General features: G+C 75.9%; 17 protein-coding genes. 6 read left to right on the top strand and 11 right to left on the bottom strand.

Annotated features, from left to right (window positions below; genetic code table 11):
• Positions 1-8: 8 nt before the first annotated feature.
• Positions 9-1,328 (top strand): Mur ligase family protein, encoded by a 1,320-nt coding sequence (locus tag D1781_RS05820; protein WP_119481264.1) that lies wholly within the window; start codon positions 9-11, stop codon positions 1,326-1,328.
• Positions 1,325-2,107, top strand: a complete 783-nt coding sequence (locus tag D1781_RS05815) for a hypothetical protein (RefSeq protein WP_158590011.1) — start codon at positions 1,325-1,327, stop codon at positions 2,105-2,107. The genes D1781_RS05820 and D1781_RS05815 overlap by 4 nt, the downstream gene beginning before the upstream one ends.
• A 29-nt stretch (positions 2,108-2,136) precedes the next feature.
• Here the strand turns inward: D1781_RS05815 and D1781_RS05810 are convergent, their stop codons facing one another.
• The 7 genes from D1781_RS05810 to uppS form a co-directional block, all read right to left on the bottom strand.
• A complete protein-coding gene (locus D1781_RS05810; protein WP_119481262.1) occupies positions 2,137-2,898 on the bottom strand; it encodes a hypothetical protein in 762 nt (253 codons plus the stop codon).
• A gap of 122 nt (positions 2,899-3,020) precedes the next feature.
• Positions 3,021-3,545 carry a prepilin peptidase gene (locus tag D1781_RS05805; protein ID WP_119481261.1) on the bottom strand — a complete coding sequence of 175 codons (525 nt, stop codon included), beginning with the start codon at positions 3,543-3,545 and terminating at the stop codon, positions 3,021-3,023.
• A 58-nt stretch (positions 3,546-3,603) separates the two neighbouring features.
• Complete coding sequence (locus D1781_RS05800) at positions 3,604-3,924, bottom strand: hypothetical protein (protein WP_119481260.1); 321 nt, start codon at positions 3,922-3,924, stop codon at positions 3,604-3,606.
• A 297-nt stretch (positions 3,925-4,221) separates the two neighbouring features.
• Positions 4,222-5,556: a PhoH family protein gene (locus tag D1781_RS05795; RefSeq protein ID WP_233551139.1), complete on the bottom strand. Its 1,335-nt coding sequence runs from the start codon at positions 5,554-5,556 to the stop codon at positions 4,222-4,224.
• 229 nt (positions 5,557-5,785) lie between these two features.
• Entirely contained in the window at positions 5,786-6,643 is an 858-nt protein-coding gene (locus tag D1781_RS05790) for an HAD family hydrolase (protein ID WP_119481259.1), read from the bottom strand.
• Positions 6,640-7,767 carry an aminotransferase class V-fold PLP-dependent enzyme gene (locus tag D1781_RS05785; protein ID WP_119481258.1) on the bottom strand — a complete coding sequence of 376 codons (1,128 nt, stop codon included), beginning with the start codon at positions 7,765-7,767 and terminating at the stop codon, positions 6,640-6,642. Before D1781_RS05785 ends, D1781_RS05790 begins: the two co-directional genes overlap by 4 nt.
• 70 nt (positions 7,768-7,837) lie before the next feature.
• Positions 7,838-8,614: a polyprenyl diphosphate synthase gene (gene uppS / locus D1781_RS05780; RefSeq protein ID WP_233551033.1), complete on the bottom strand. Its 777-nt coding sequence runs from the start codon at positions 8,612-8,614 to the stop codon at positions 7,838-7,840.
• Between the two features lie 60 nt (positions 8,615-8,674).
• Here uppS and trhA point away from each other — a divergent pair, with 60 nt between their 5' ends.
• Positions 8,675-9,424, top strand: a complete 750-nt coding sequence (trhA, locus tag D1781_RS05775; RefSeq protein ID WP_119481257.1) for a PAQR family membrane homeostasis protein TrhA — start codon at positions 8,675-8,677, stop codon at positions 9,422-9,424.
• Positions 9,425-9,426: 2 nt separating this feature from the next.
• Here the strand turns inward: trhA and D1781_RS05770 are convergent, their stop codons facing one another.
• Positions 9,427-9,648: a hypothetical protein gene (locus tag D1781_RS05770; protein WP_119481256.1), complete on the bottom strand. Its 222-nt coding sequence runs from the start codon at positions 9,646-9,648 to the stop codon at positions 9,427-9,429.
• Positions 9,649-9,713: 65 nt separating this feature from the next.
• Between D1781_RS05770 and D1781_RS05765 the strand changes: the two genes are divergently transcribed.
• Both D1781_RS05765 and greA read left to right on the top strand, forming a co-directional pair.
• Positions 9,714-10,118, top strand: a complete 405-nt coding sequence (locus D1781_RS05765; protein ID WP_119481255.1) for a DUF4307 domain-containing protein — start codon at positions 9,714-9,716, stop codon at positions 10,116-10,118.
• A gap of 121 nt (positions 10,119-10,239) precedes the next feature.
• Positions 10,240-10,728: a transcription elongation factor GreA gene (gene greA / locus D1781_RS05760; protein ID WP_119481254.1), complete on the top strand. Its 489-nt coding sequence runs from the start codon at positions 10,240-10,242 to the stop codon at positions 10,726-10,728.
• Positions 10,729-10,818: 90 nt separating this feature from the next.
• Here the strand turns inward: greA and ilvA are convergent, their stop codons facing one another.
• Positions 10,819-12,054, bottom strand: a complete 1,236-nt coding sequence (ilvA, locus tag D1781_RS05755) for a threonine ammonia-lyase (RefSeq protein WP_119481765.1) — start codon at positions 12,052-12,054, stop codon at positions 10,819-10,821.
• Positions 12,055-12,097: 43 nt separating this feature from the next.
• Positions 12,098-13,300, bottom strand: coding sequence for an AI-2E family transporter (locus tag D1781_RS05750; RefSeq protein WP_119481253.1), 1,203 nt, complete (start codon positions 13,298-13,300; stop codon positions 12,098-12,100).
• Positions 13,301-13,378: 78 nt separating this feature from the next.
• On the opposite strand from D1781_RS05750, the gene D1781_RS05745 reads away from it, so the two are divergent.
• On the top strand, positions 13,379-14,581 hold the full coding sequence (locus tag D1781_RS05745) for a winged helix-turn-helix domain-containing protein (RefSeq protein ID WP_233551032.1): 1,203 nt from the start codon (positions 13,379-13,381) through the stop codon (positions 14,579-14,581).
• A 26-nt stretch (positions 14,582-14,607) separates the two neighbouring features.
• Here the strand turns inward: D1781_RS05745 and D1781_RS05740 are convergent, their stop codons facing one another.
• Positions 14,608-15,552 (bottom strand): glycosyltransferase family 9 protein, encoded by a 945-nt coding sequence (locus D1781_RS05740; protein WP_119481252.1) that lies wholly within the window; start codon positions 15,550-15,552, stop codon positions 14,608-14,610.

Below are 15,552 nucleotides of genomic sequence, written 5' to 3'. Positions count from 1 at the left end.
CGGCGGGCATGGCGCACCGGCGAGCCCCGCTGCTCCGCCGCGCTCGGCGCCGGAGCGGCCCCGTGCGCCGCCGGGCGGCGGTGCTCGCGGGCCGGGCGACGGCACTGCTCGTGCACCTCGTCCGCCCCGGCGGCGGCACCGCGATCCCCGGCCGCGTCGCCCTGCGGCTCGCCCCCGACCTGGTGGGGCACGTGCTCCGGCAGCCGCCGCTCGGCGTGGTGGTCGTGTCGGGCTCCAGCGGGAAGTCGACGACCGCGGCGCTCGTGCGGGCGATCCTCGAGCGGCACGGCCTGACCGTGCTCGCCAACCGGCGGACCGCGAACATCCCGCACGGCATCACCGCGGAGCTGCTGCCGCAGATCGACGGTGCTGCGCGGACCACCGCCGACGTCGCGGTCGTGGAGGTCGACGAGGGCTACGCGGGCGCGGTCGCCGCGGACGCCGCCGCACGAGTGGTCGTGCTGCTGAACGTGATGATCGACCAGCTGCACCGCTGGCAGGAGCCGGAGCTCGTCGCCGCCTACCTCCGCCGGGCCGCCGAGGCGGCGACGGGCGCGCTCGTGGTGAACGCGGACGACCCGCTCGTCGCCGCGATCGGCCGGGACCGGGAGTTGGCCGGGGCGGTCGTCCGCCGCTTCGGGCTCTCGGCCGCGGTCCGCGCGGCGCTGCCGCATCCGCCCGGCTCCGCGCCCGACTTCTCCGGCCCCGCGGTCGAGACGGCGGCCGACGCGGTCGTCGAGCGCGTGGACGGCGACCGGGCCGAGGTGCGGACCGAGCGCGGGCGCGACGTCCTCCGCCTGCCCGGTCGCGGCGCCCACGTCGCCGTGGACGCGGCCGCCGCGCTCGAGGCCGCGGCGGCCGTCCTCGGCGAGCGCTACGACGAGCGGCTGGCGCGCACCGCGATCGACGCCTCCGCCGCCGTGTTCGGGCGGGAGGAGACCGTGACCGCGCTCGGCGCCGAGGTGGAGCTCGTGCTGACGAAGAGCCCCGCGACGATGCAGGCGAACCTCGACCTGCTCGACCCGCGCGGCGTCTCCACGATGGTCGCCGTCGGCCGCGACATCTTCGACGCCTCGCAGCTATGGCTCGCGGACTGGCGCCCGCTCGAGCACGTGGACCTCGTGTCCGGGTGGCAGGCGTGGGACACCGCGCTCCGGCTCGCCTACGACGAGGTCGCGGTGGGCCGCGTCGACGAGGACCTGGACCGCGCGGTGGTCGCGCACCTGACCGCGCCGCTGCCGGACGGCGTGCGGCGCCGCATCGTGATGACGCCGGAGAGCATGCGCGTCATCCGGCGCCGCCTGCGGCTCGACCGGAGCGCGTCGTGAGCCGTGTCGTCCTGCTCGACCTGCTGCCCGGCGGCATGGACGTCAACGGCGACCGCGGGAACGTGCTGGCGCTCCGGCGCCGGCTCGACTGGGCCCGGATCGACGCGGCGGTGGTCACCGGCGACGACCGGCGCTGGTGGGCCGCCCGCCCGGACCTCGTGCACGTCGGCGGCCCGTCGGTCGCCGGGCAGCGCGCCGCGCTCGCCCGCCTCGCCGGGCAGCGGGCGGTGCTGCACGAGTGGGTCGCGGACGGCGTGCCGGTGCTCGGGGTCGCCGGCGGGTTCCACCTGCTGCTCGACCGCCTCCTGCTGCCGGGCGACCGGGTGCCGGTCGCCGGGCTCGGCCTGCTGCGCGGCAGCAGCCGACCCGCCGCGCGCGTGAGCGGGTTCGCCGTCGTGGAGACCGCGATCGGCCGGGTGCACGGCTACCACAACCTCGGTCAGGAGGCGGAGCTCGACGAGGGGACGGAGCCGTGGGGCCGGGTGCTGCTCGGCGCGGGCAACGCGCCGGGGCGGCCCGACGAGGGCGCCGCGTCCGGCCGGGTCGTCGGCACGAACCTCCACGGCCCGCTGCTCCCCCGCAACCCTCGGGTCGCGGACGAGCTGCTCGGCGTCGCGGCCGCTCGCCGCGGGCTCGACTACCGGCCCGGGGAGCGGCACCGCGCGGTGGACCGCATCGCGGAGCGGGCGAACGCGGTGCTGCACGCCCGCGCGGCCGGCCGCGGCTCCCGCTCCTACGTGCCCGCGAGCGCGGGCACCGGGCTCCGCCGCCCGGTCTGACCGGGCGGGCGCGCGGTCCGCGCCGCCGGTCAACGCACGACGGGGGCGCCCTCCGCCCGCACTCGGCGGCCGCCGTGCTCGGGCTCGTCGTGGACCGCGATCCCGCTCGGCCCGACGGCGACGCGGAGCCCTCCGAGCACGGCGCGGAGCGCGAGGAGCACCCCGGCGACCTCGGCCGCCTCCTCGAGCGTCACCTCGAGGATGAAGAGCGGTGCCGTCTTGCTGAGCCCCCAGGTCTCGACGAGGGTTCCCGCGACGGCCTCGAGCCCGAGCGAGCCGCCGAGGAACACGAGGGCCGCGATCCCGAGCCGCCGCCGGAGCAGCGGTTCGGTGCGGCGGGAGACGAGGACGAGCGCGACGACCCCGACGATCGCGACGGGCAGCCCGAGCGCGACCCACTCGAACGTCCCGCGCACGCCGACCGCGCGAGCGAGGGTGCCGAGCCGCTCGTGGAGGGCTGCGGCCTCGTCGATCGACAGCCAGGCGGCGACGCACGCGAAGACGACGACGTCGACGTGCGGACGGCGGGCGGCGCGGCGGAGGAGCGCGGTGACCGCGAAGGCCGCGGCCAGCGCGGCGAGCAGCACCGTGGAGTACCAGGACCAGACGTTGAGCTCCTGGTTGGCCCAGAACACGCCCTTGGCGTCGACGAGCGCGGAGCCGACCGCCCCGCGTTCGCCGACCGCGTCGCTCGCGAGCGCGAGCACCGAGCCGAGCAGGAGGAGCAGGGCGCCGACGACCGCGACCGGTCGGAGCACCGCGGTGGGGGTCGTCGCCTCGTCGCGATCCATGCGCTGCACCGTAGAGGACCGCCGCGCCGGTCGGCGAGCGCGACGCGGCGCTCGTGCGACGCCGCGCGGCTCGTGCACCGGCGCGCGGCGTCGCACCGGCCGCGGCGGGGTGCACGAGCGGGTCAGGCGAGCAGCAGCACCGTCCAGGCGGCGAGGAGCATCGGCGGACCGAACGGCATCCGGGCGCCCGGGCCGCGGCGGACGAGGACGACGACCGCCGCGATCCCGCCGACGAGGAACGCGAGCACGAGCCAGAGGACGGCGGCGCCGGGAACGGCGGCGCCCGCGAGCGCGCCGAGCAGCGGCGCGAGCTTCACGTCGCCGAGCCCGAGCCCGCCCGTGAGGTGGAGCAGCAGCAGCACGAGCCCGCAGGCGAGCCCGGCGAGGACCGGGCCGGCGGCTGCGGTGCCGTCCGACCACGCCTGCAGCAGCACCGCTGCGAGCACGACCGGGTAGCCGGGCAGCACGAACCGGTCCGGCAGGCGGTGCTCGGCGAGGTCCACCGCGACGAGCCGGGGCGTGACGAGCGCGAGCCAGACGAACCCGAGCAGCACCGGCCGCGCGCCGATCGCCGCGACGGCGACGACGATCAGGCCCGCGACGGGCAGGAGCTCCTCCCGCGGGAGGCGGCGGACGACGGCGAGCACGCCGGGAGGCTAGAGCGCGCGTCGCAGCGGCGGCGCGCGTTCTCCACAGCCCGGCCGATCAGGCCGGTGCGCTCCGCCTCGCCGCGCGGACCAGGACGACGACACCGAGCACGGCACCGATGACGCCCGCGAGCAGCCCGCCCAGCACGATCAGCATGCCGAGGCCGGTGGTTCCTCCGGCGCCGGGCGGCAGCTCGTCCGACACCGACATGGCCGTCGCGAACGCGCTCCACCAGTGGAAGAAGCCCGCTCCGCCGAGCAGGAGGGCGCCGAGCGCCGCTGCGGCGAGCGGTCCTGTGGGCTCGACGACGGAGCGGAGGCGCGGATGCGCCGGCAGCAGCACGGCGAGGTGGCCGATGCTCATGAGCGCCCGCAGCACCGCCCAGACGACCGCGTCGCCGACGCAGTGGGGCAGGTCCCCCGGAGCGCTCGAGCGTCCGGGAGATCTCGGCGAGCGGCGTCGTGGGCGCGAGCTCCTGCGGCAGCCGCACGAGCGTGTCCAGGGTGCCGAGACGACGAGACGACGGGCCAGGGCGAAGGCGAGCGAGCCGCCCGTCCTCCACAGGCCTTCACGGATCCGCAGTTCTGCCGCGACACGCCGGGCCGGAGGGTGCCGGCTGCGGCGTGTCGGGCGAGAACTGCGGATCCGCGGAGGAAGTGCGGATCCGCGACGGGGTCAGGAGAGCTCGTTCGACTCCAGCATCTCCGTGACGAGGGCCGCGATCGCGCTGCGCTCCGAGCGGGTGAGCGTGACGTGGCCGAACAGCGGGTGGCCCTTCAGCGTCTCGATCACGCTCGCGACGCCGTCGTGCCGACCGACCCGGAGGTTGTCGCGCTGGGCGACGTCGTGGGTGAGCACGACCCGCGAGTTCTGCCCGATCCGCGACAGCACGGTGAGCAGCACGTTGCGCTCGAGCGACTGCGCCTCGTCGACGATCACGAACGCGTCGTGCAGGCTGCGGCCGCGGATGTGGGTCAGCGGCAGCACCTCGAGCACGCCCCGCTCGACGACCTCGTCGATCACGTTCTGCGACACGACCGCGCCCAGGGTGTCGAAGACCGCCTGCCCCCAGGGGTTCATCTTCTCGGCGGCGTCGCCCGGCAGGTAGCCGAGCTCCTGCCCGCCGACCGCGTACAGCGGCCGGAACACCATGATCCGGCGGTGCTGCTGCCGCTCGAGCACGGCCTCGAGCGCGGCGCAGAGCGCGAGCGCGCTCTTGCCCGTGCCCGCGCGCCCGCCGAGCGAGACGATGCCGACCTCGGGGTCGGTGAGCAGGTCGATCGCGAGCCGCTGCTCGGCGCTGCGGCCGTGCAGGCCGAACACGTCGCGGTCGCCTCGCACGAGCTTCAGCTCGCCGCGCCTGCCGACCACGCGGGCGAGCGCGCTGCCGCGCTCGGAGGAGAGCACGACGCCGGTGTTGATCGGCAGGCCCTCGGCCTCGGGCGCGGAGGCCCGGTGCTCGTCGTACAGCGCGTCGAGCGCGTCGGCGCCGACCGCGAGCTCCGCGACGCCGCTGTAGCCGGTGTCGACCGCCTGCTCGGCCGTGTACTCCTCGGCGGTGAGGCCGATGGAGGCCGCCTTCACGCGCATCGGCAGGTCCTTCGACACCACCGTGACCTCGAGGCCGTCGTTCGCGAGGTTCTGCGCGACGGCGAGGATGCGCGCGTCGTTGCCGCCGAGCTGCAGGCCGTTCGGCAGCACGCTCATGTTCGAGTGGTTCAGCTCGACGCGGAGGGAGCCGCCCTCGCCGACCGGCACCGGGAAGTCGAGCCGCTCGTGCTGGACGCGGAGCTCGTCGAGGTTCCGCAGCGCCTGCCGCGCGAAGTAGCCGATCTCCGGGTCGTTCCGCTTGCCCTCGAGCTCGGAGATCACCACGACCGGGAGCACGACCGCGTGCTCCGCGAAGCGGAACGGGGCCTTCGGATCGGACAGCAGCACCGAGGTGTCGAGCACGAAGGTGCGCGTCCCGGTGCTCGCCGCCGTGGCGGGCTCGGCCGGGCTCGCCGGCAGGGACTGGGCGGACAGCGCGTCAGGCACGTGGCCTCTTTCCCCCGGGAGAGATCAGCCGACCTCCCCGGATCGCCTTCCCACCGGGACCATGCGCGCCTCCTGTCGTCGCGAGCCGCAGATGCCGTCCCGGACCGGGTGAGGTACCCGATGCGGCACACCGTACGGCACGCCTCCGACGGCCGGTGGACGACGCGAGGACGACGCGAGGACGAGGGATGGACGCGGGGCGTCAGACCTCGGCGCGCGCCGCCGCCCGCTCGGCGAGGAAGGCGACGACCGCGTCGGGGCGGTCGTCGAGGACGCCCGTCGCCGCGGCCTTCACCTCGTCGTCCGCGCCCGCGACGGCCCACGACTCGTCGGCCTCCGCGAACAGCGGCAGGTCGTTGGCGCCGTCGCCGAACGCGACGATCCGGGTGAAGCCGTGCTCCTCCGCGACGCGGCGGACGCCGGTGCCCTTCGTCGCGGTCGACGGCGTGACGTCGAGGACGCCGACGCCGCTCTCGCGGCTGCCCGCGAGCGCCAGCGAGCAGCCCGTGCCCCACGAGATCGCGCGGATCATCCGGGACAGCCGCCGCACGACCGGGTACTCGCCGCGGATGCTGACGAAGAAGCCGCGGTCGTGGTCGACCTCGTCCCAGCCGTCGACCGGCGCGAGCCGCGGGTCGCCCTGCCGGGTCTCGAGGAAGGCGTCCACGCCGCTGGTCTCGGCGCCGCGCACCCAGCTGACCTTGTCCCGGTCGCCGTCGAGCCAGAACACGAGCGGGGTCACGCCCGCCGCGAGCGCCGCGCCGACGAGGGGCGCGAGCGACCGCGCGTCGAAGTGCTCCCACCACAGCGGGCCGCGCTCGGTCGGGTCGACCGCGGTCGCGCCGCCGTAGGCGACGAGCGGCAGCGCGAGCGGCACGCCGTCGAGGGCGGAGAACGCGGTGTGCGGCGAGCGGGCCGTCGCGACGGTGAAGTCGACGCCGTCGGCGATGAGCCGGGCGAGGGCGTCGCGCGTCGCGGGCTCCAGCAGCCCGTCCGGCCCGAGCAGGGTGTCGTCGAGGTCGCTCACCCAGAGGGTGCGGCCGGGCCCGGTGATCGTCATCGGACGGGCCGCACGGCGGTCGCGTAGGCGGACAGGGCGGTGCGGAGCATGGCGATCGTCTCCTCCGTGGTTCCCGCGTGCGGGGAGATCCGCACGCGCCCGTCCCGGATGGTCACCGAGACGCCGTGGTTGAACAGGGCGGCCGTGAGCGCCGTCAGCCGCTCGGGCAGCGGCTCGAGCACGACGATGCCGGCGCGGTCGCCGTCGGCGCGCGGCGAGACCACCGGGACCCCGAACTCGTCGGCGAGCGCGATGACGCGTGCGGCGCGCTCGGCGACGGCGGCGGCCACGGCCGCGGGGCCCGCGTGCGTCAGGTCCTCGAGCGCGGCGGCGAGCCGCGCGGCCGCGACGGGGTCGGGGCGGGAGACCTGCATGCCGGCCGCGCCCTCGGCGGGCGGCAGCACCTCGTCGTACACGACGTCCTCGCCGGTGCCGCCCTCGCCGGAGAGCACCGGGGTCAGCCGGTTCGCGGCGCGGTCGGAGACGGCGAGGAAGCCGGCGCCCCAGCCAGCCCGCAGCCACTTCTGGCCGCCGCACGCGATCACGTCGGCCGCGGACCACGGCAGGTCGACCGCGCCGAGCGCCTGCACGGCGTCGACGATCAGCAGCCGGTCGCCGATCACCTGCCGGATGCCGTCGAGGTCCGCGACCGCGCCCGTGCGCGCGTCGACGGCGCTGACGAGCACCGCCATCGTCGTGCCGGTCAGCGCGTCGCGGACGGCGCCCGGCGTGACGCGCCCGTCGTCGGGCTCGAGCCGCACCGGCGTGACGACCTGCATCGCCTCCGCCGCCCGCTGGGCGGTGAGCGGCAGGGCCGGGTAGTCGGCGCGCGACACGAGCAGGCCGCCCGCGAGGCCGTACACGGCCTGCAGGATCCCCTGCCCGGTCGACGGCTGGAAGGCGATCTGGTCGGCGCGGAAGCCGGTCGCGACCGCGGCCGCGTCGCGCAGCCGCAGGGCGCCCTGCTCGAGCCGCTCCCGCGCGCCGTAGCGGGCGCGCCGCACGAGGTCCTCCTGCGCCGCCGTCTCCGCCAGCACCGCGGCGGAGATCGGGCCGAACGCCGCGAAGTCGAGGTACCCGGGCTCCTCCCCGAAGCCGTCGAGGTAGTCGGTGAGGGCGTCCATGGCGATCACCGAGCGTAGCGGCGCCCGGAAGGCCCCGGTGTCCGGTCGGGCCCGGTCGCGCGGGGCGCCGTCAGGCGCCGTAGCGGCGCTGCCGCTGGGCGTAGGAGCGGAGCGCGCGCAGGAAGTCGACCTCGCGGAGGTCGGGGCCGAGCGCCTCCACGAAGTAGAACTCGCTGTGCGCGCTCTGCCAGACCATGAAGTCGGACAGCCGCTGCTCCCCCGACGTCCGGATCACGAGGTCCGGGTCCGGCTGCCCGGTCGTGTAGAGGTGCGCGGCGATCAGCTCGGGGTCGAGGCGGTCGGAGAGCGTGTCGAGCGTGCCGCCCTCCGCGGCGTGCTCCGCCACGATGCTCCGCATCGCGTGCGCGATCTCGGTGCGGCCGCCGTAGCCGACGGCGAGGTTGATGTGGAGGCCCGGCTTCCCCGCGCCCTGCGCCTCGGCCGTGCGGAGCGCGGCGAGCAGCGCCTCCGGCAGCCCCTCCGTCGTCCCCACGTGCTGGATGCGCCAGCGCGCCGACAGGTCGAGCGCGAGCGTGCCGATGATGTCGAACAGCGCGGTCAGCTCCGCGTCGGCCCGCCCGCGGAGGTTGTCGGTCGACAGCAGGTAGAAGGTGACGTGCGGGATGCGCAGCGCGTCCACCCAGCCCGCGAACTCGACGAGCTTGTCCGCGCCGGCGCGGTGCCCGTGCTCGGCCGCGCCGAGGCCCGCGAGACGCGCCCAGCGGCGGTTGCCGTCGAGGATCATCGCGATGTGCTTCGGCAGCGCCGACGAGCCGAGGTTGTGGCGGAGGCGCCGCTGGTAGATCGAGTAGAAGGGCCGGCGCAGCCGCACCCCTCGTCCCCGCACCCGCCCACGCTACGCCTGAACGCCGGTCCCGGCCCGGGGCTTGCCGACTACCCTCGTCGCATGGCATCGAGGGAGCAGCGCCCGACCGCCGTCGCCGCCGCGACGAGCGCGGAGCCCGCCGCCGAGCCGGCCCACCTCCCCCTCCTCGAGGAGGCCACGGACGCGGCGCACCTCGAGCGGAAGCCGACCTGGCGGGGCTGGATCCACGCGGTCACGGCCCCGATCGCCGCGATCGCGGGCCTGGTCCTCGTCGCGCTCGCGTCGGACGCCGAGGCGCGCTGGGCGTGCGTCGTGTTCGCGCTGACGTCGATCCTGCTGTTCGGCAACTCGGCGCTGTACCACCGGGTGGACTGGTCGCCGAGGGTGAAGCTCGCGCTGAAGCGCGTCGACCACGCGAACATCTTCCTGCTCATCGCCGGCACCTACACGCCGCTGTCGCTGCTGGCGCTGCCGCCGGCCCAGGGCGTCGTCCTGCTCGCCGTCGTGTGGGCGGGGGCCCTGATCGGCATCGCGTTCCGCGTGTTCTGGGTGGGCGCGCCCCGCTGGCTGTACGTGCCGATCTACCTCGGGCTCGGCTGGGCCGCGGTCGTCTACTTCGTGCCGCTGTTCGAGGCGAACGCCGCGATGATGGTGCTGGTCGTCGTCGGCGGGCTGCTCTACACGGTCGGGGCGCTGGCCTACGGCTTCAAGCGCCCGAACCCCTTCCCCGGCCGGTTCGGGTTCCACGAGATCTTCCACACCTGCACGGTGCTCGCGTTCCTCTGCCACTGGACGGCGACCCTGCTGATCGCCCTCCACCCCGTCGCCTGAGGTCAGGACCCGGGCGGGTGCTCCCCCGCGCGGCGCTCGGCGAGCTCGGAGCGGTACCGGATCCGGCGGACGCGGCGGACCATGTCGACGATCAGCGCGAGCGTCGCGAGCGTCACCAGCAGGATCGCGATGAAGCCGACCACGCCGGGCGTGATGCTGGCCTCGTCGAACGGCGAGGACGAGGGCGACGGGGAGGGCGTCGCCGCGAGCAGCAGCGCGAGCACGGTGGTCCTCCTGAAGTAGCCTCGGACCGCACGAATCTACTTCACGGCGGAGGGGCGGAGGACGCGTGACCACCCGCACCACGGCGCTCGAGGAGCGGTACGGCCGCACCGGCGACCGCCGTCGACGACGCCGCATCGGGGCGATCGCGGCCGGCGGGATCGTCGTGCTCGCGGTCGGCGCGTGGGGCGTGTGGACCGGGATCGGCGGCGCGACCGACGCGCTCGAGGTCACGACGACCGGCATCACGGTGACCGGGGACGAGACCACCGACGTGCAGTGGCTCGTGACGGGCCGCTCGGGCACGGCGCTGATCTGCGCGATCGAGGCGCAGGACTCCACCGGCGGCGTCGTGGGGCTCGCGGAGATCACCGTGCCCGCGACCGGGCAGGTGAACCGGACCGGCGAGACGACCGTGCGGACCATTCGCCGGGCGTCGAACGGCTTGATCGATTCCTGCCGGGACGCCTAGACTCCCCCATTCGATCCGCCGCGGCGCGCCGAGGCGCGCGCCCGGCGTCCCGGCCGTCGTCGTCCAGCGCGGCGGACGCCACGGCTGCGCGGGTCGCCGGAAACCGAGACGAGGAACCGTCATGTCCCAGACCAGCAGCGTCACCTGGCTGACGCAGGAGGCCTACGACCGCCTGTCCGCCGAGCTCGAGGAGCTGTCGGGCCCGGGCCGCACCGAGATCGCGAAGCGCATCGAGCAGGCCCGCGAGGAGGGCGACCTCAAGGAGAACGGCGGCTACCACGCCGCCAAGGAGGAGCAGGGCAAGATCGAGGCCCGCATCCGCCAGCTCACCCAGCTGCTCCGCACCGCGGAGGTCGGCCAGCCGGCCGGCGCGGGCGACGAGGTCGCGCCCGGCAACGTCGTCACCGCGTCGGTCGCGGGCAACGAGATGCGCTTCCTGCTCGGCAGCCGCGAGATCGCGGGCGACTCCGGCCTCGACGTCTACAGCGAGGGCAGCCCGCTCGGCGCCGCGATCGTCGGCGCGAAGGTCGGCAGCACCGTCAGCTACACCGCGCCGAACGGCCGCGCCATCGAGGTGAAGATCGTGAAGGTCGACCCGTACGAGGGCTGATCCGGCGCCGCACGACGCACCTCGACCGTCGGGAGCCCCCGCTGGTCGAGGTGCGAGCGCCGGCGAGCCTCGAGACCGCAGCCCGCGCGCTCAGGCCTCGACGACCTGGGGGGCGAAGCCGGCGGACCGGAGGCGCTCCAGCAGCGCGGCCTGGTGCGCCTTGCCGCGGGTCTCGACGCTGATGTCGATCTGGACCTCGCTGATCTGCGTGCCGGTGCCGTGCCGCGTGTGCAGCACCTCGACGACGTTCGCGTTCGCCTCCGCGATCACCGACGAGACGACGGCGAGCTGGCCCGGCCGGTCGGGCAGGCCGATCCGGAGGGTCATGTAGCGGTCGGAGGCGACGAGGCCGCGGCTGATCACCCGCTCCATCATCAGCGGGTCGATGTTGCCGCCGGAGAGCACCGCGACGGTGCTGCCCGGGTCCGGGATCCGCCCGGAGAGGATCGCGGCGACGCCGACCGCGCCCGCGGGCTCGACGACGAGCTTGGCGCGCTCGAGCAGCACGAGCATCGCGCTCGCGGTCTCGTCGTCCGACACGGTCACGACGTCGTCGACGAGGTCCCGCACGATCTGGAAGGTGAGGCGGCCCGGGGTGCCGACCGCGATGCCGTCGGCGATCGTCGGCCGGGTCGCGACGGTCCGGACCTCGCCCGCCTCGAGCGACGTGGGGAAGGCGGCGGCGTTCTCCGCCTGCACGCCGATGATCCGCACGTGCGGCGCGAGCTGCTTGACCGCGGCCGCGACGCCCGCGATCAGGCCGCCGCCGCCGATCGGGACGACGATGGTGCGCACCTCGGGCACGTCCTCGAGGATCTCGAGCCCGACGGTGCCCTGCCCGGCGATCACGTCCGGATGGTCGAACGGCGGGATGAAGACCGCTCCGGTCTCCTCCGCGTACCGCTTCGCGGCCGCGAGCGCCTCGTCGACGACGTCGCCGACGAGCTCGACCCGGGCGCCGTAGTCGCGGGTCGCCTCGAGCTTCGGCAGGGCGACGCCGTTCGGCATGAAGATCGTCGCCGCGATGCCGAGCTCGCGCGCCGCGAAGGCGACGCCCTGGGCGTGGTTGCCGGCGGAGGCGGCGACGACGCCGCGCGCCCGCTCCTCCGGGCTGAGCCGGGAGAGCCGGTAGGAGGCGCCGCGGATCTTGTAGGAGCCGGTGCGCTGCAGGTTCTCGCACTTCAGGTGCACGGCCGAGCCGGTGATGGAGGCGAGGAAGCGGGAGTGCTCCATCGGCGTCCGCGCCGCGACCGGGGCGAGGAAGCGGGCCGCGTCCCGGATGCGCTCGATCGACGGCGCCACCGGCGCATCGGTCGTGTCGGTGATCGCGGCGGCCGCTGCCGGCGTGGTCGCGATCGTGCTCTCCGCGTCAGGCAACGGTGGTCACGTCCTCGGGGTCGGCGGCGCGCTTGCGGCGGCGGCGGGCGGCGCGCCCGCCCTGCTCCGGCTCGCGCGGCAGCGGGTCGGTGGGCGGCGGCGGATCGCCCTTCCAGGCGCCGCCGGCGACGTACTTCACGGCCGAGTTGACCGCGGCGGCGATCGGCACGGCGAAGACCGCGCCGCCGATGCCGGCGATGATCGAGCCCGAGCTCACGACGAGCACGACCGCGACCGGGTGCAGGCGCACCGCGGTGCCCATGAGCAGCGGCTGCAGCACGTGCGACTCGAGCTGGTTCACGCCGATGACGCCGGCGAGCATCACGACGGCCGGGATCGGGCCCGCGTAGACGAGCGCGACGAGCACCGCGAACCCGCCCGTGACGATCGCGCCGACGAACGGAATGAACGCCGCGAGGAACACGAGCACCGCGATCGGCACGACGAACGGCAGCCCGAGGATCAGGGCGACGAGCCCGATCCCGATCGCGTCGATCAGCGCGACGACGATCTGCACGCGCGCGTAGGAGCCGATCGAGATCCAGGCCGCGCGGGCGCCGCCGTCGACCGCGGCGCGGGCCCGCTTCGGGGCGAGGCGCACGACCCATCGCCAGATGCCGGCGCCGTCGATCAGGAAGAACAGGGTCAGGAACAGCGACAGCACCAGGCCGACCGCGATGTCGCCGACCGTCGACGCGCCCGTCAGCGCGCCGGACGCGATGGTCGACCCGTTCTGCTGCACCCACTTCGTCGCGGAGTCGATCGCGTTCTGCAGGTCCGACTCGGAGATGCTGAACGGGCCGCTGCTGAGGAAGCCGAGGAACGAGCGGTAGGCGGTCGCGGTGCGGCTCTGGATGTCGTCGAAGCCCGAGCGCACCGTCAGCACGACGAGCGTGATGAGCGCGGCGACGACGACGAGCAGGCCGAGGAAGGTGACGGCGACCGCGAGCCCCTTCGGCCAGCGGTGGGCGACGAGCCGCGCCTTCACCGGGTTGATGAGGCCGGTGATGAGGATCGCGACGAGCACGGGCACCACGACGACGTGGAGCTGGATCACGACGAAGATCGCCACGGCGACGAGGATCAGCAGCCCGACGATCGGCCACGACCAGGCGCCCGCGATGCGCACGGCCACCGGGACGGCGCGCGCGACGGCGTCCTCCGCGTCCTCCGAGGGATCCGATCGCCTGGCCATCCCGCGAGTCTAGGGAGCCGCTGCACGCCCGCTGGACTGCTCGCGGCGCCCGTCCGCGGCCCCCGCTACGGTTCGAGCGTGGACCGGCTGACCCCGCGGGAGGCGCGGCGCATCGCGCTCGCGGCGCAGGGCTTCGGCCGGGCGCACCCGCCGACGGCCGGGCGCGCCCGGATCGAGACGGTGCTGCACCGGCTGCGGCTGCTGCAGATCGACTCGGTCAACGTGTTCGAGCGCAGCCACCACCTGCCGGTCTTCGCGCGCCTCGGCCCGTACGACCGCGGCCTGCTCGACCGGATGCTGTTCGACCCCGCCGGCGATCGCGTCGAGTACTGGGCGCACGAGGCCGCGTCCGTGCCGAAGGCGGACCTCGAGCTCTTCGCCTTCCGCATGGACCGGTTCCGCGCGAAGCACGGCGACGCGATCGCTGCGCACGCCGACCTCGCGGGCGCGCTGCTGGCGGAGATCGCGGACCGCGGCCCGATCGCCGCGAGCGAGGTCGAGGAGCATCCGAGCGTGCGGCAGGGGCCGTGGTGGGGCTGGTCGGACACGAAGCGCGTGCTCGAGCTGCTGTTCCGGACCGGCGACCTCGTGAGCGCGGGTCGCCGCGGCTTCGAGCGCCGGTACGGGCTGCCCGAGCAGGTGCTCGGCGGCCCCGTCCAGCGGGTCCCGGCGCCGGTCGCCGTCCGGGAGCTGGTGCGGCGCGCGGCGGTCGCGCACGGCGTCGCGGCGCTGCCCGACCTCGCGGACTACCACCGGCTGCGCTCGGACGAGACGCTCGTCGCGGCGCGGGAGCTGGAGGACGCCGGGGAGCTGGTGCCCGTCGAGGTGCCGGGCTGGACCCGTGCCGACGGGCGGCCGCTGCTCGCGTGGCGCCACGTCGACGCGGCACCCCCGGCCCGGCTGCGCGCCGCAGCGCTGCTCTCGCCGTTCGACCCGGTGGTCTGGCAGCGGGACCGCATCCTCCGCCTGTTCGGCTTCCACTACCGGATCTCGATCTACACGCCCGCCGCGCAGCGCGAGCACGGCTACTACGTCCTGCCCGCCCTGGTGGACGACCGCCTCGTCGGCCGGGTCGACCTGAAGTCGGACCGCCAGGCGGGCCGGCTGCTCGTGCAGGCGGCCTGGGCGGAGCCGTCCGCGCCGTCGCCGCCGTCGGAGACCGCCGCCCGGCTCGCGCCGGTGCTGCGCGACGCGGCCGCGTGGCAGGGCCTCGACGCGATCGAGGTGGTCGGCGCCGGCGACCTCGCCCCGGCGCTGGCGGACGTGCTCGCCGCGCGCTGACCCCGGCGGGTCCGGTCCGGACCGGGTCAGGGCAGACGGTCGACCGCCGCGAGCACCTCCGCGGCGGTGACGGCCGCGAGCGCGGGGTCGGGGGCGCCGGCGAAGGCGTCGCCGGCACGGAGGGCCGGGTGGGTGAGCGCGACGTGCGGCCCCGGCGGCGGGCCCCACCGCTCGGGTCCGACGGGACCGAACAGCACCACGGAGGGCGTGCCGTAGGCGGAGGCGAGGTGCCCGGCGCCCGTGTCGGCCGTGACGACGAGGCCCGCGTCCGCGATCAGGGCGACGAAGGCGTCGAGCGTCGTGGCGCCCGCGAGCACCCGCGACTCCGGCAGCCCCGCGAGGCGGGCGACCTCGAGCGCGCGGGGCCGCTCGGCGGCGCTGCCGCTGAAGACGACCTCGCGCCCGCGGGCCGCGAGCGCGGCGGCGACGGCGGCGAACCGGTCGACGGGCCACTGCCGGGACGCGAAGGCGGCACCGACGTGGACGACCGCCGCGGCCGGCGCGGGCGACGGCGTGGCGGACCGCGCGATGCGGACGTCGTGCGGATCCCCCGGCATCCCCGCCGCGGCGACCAGCCGGACCCATCGGACGCGCTCGTGCAGCGCCTCGACCCAGCGCGGACCGGGCTCCCCGGACCGGATCGCATGCCGCACGACGACCCGGGCGCCGAGCGCGTCGACGAGCGCGGCGGACTCCGGTCCGCCACCGTGCAGGTTCACCGCCACGTCGACCTCGCCGGGCGCGAAGGGCAGCGGCCGGTCCAGGCCGCGCGTCGGCACGAGGCCGTCGACCGCCGGGACGAGGTCGACCACCGGCCCCAGACCGGGTGACGTGGCGAGCAGCAGCCGGTGCGCCGGCAGGGCGGCGCGGAGGGCCTTCAGCGCGGGCACGGCGACGAGCAGATCCCCGAGCTGGAGCGCCCGGAGGGCGATCGCGAGGGGCGCGTCCGCCCCCCTGTCCACCTCCGACAC

Origin of the sequence: Amnibacterium setariae (assembly GCF_003581425.1) — a bacterium.
In the GTDB taxonomy this organism is placed as follows: domain Bacteria; phylum Actinomycetota; class Actinomycetes; order Actinomycetales; family Microbacteriaceae; genus Amnibacterium; species Amnibacterium setariae.
The sequence above is the reverse complement of the archived record's forward strand: the minus strand, read 5'-3'. Positions and strand labels throughout refer to the sequence as shown.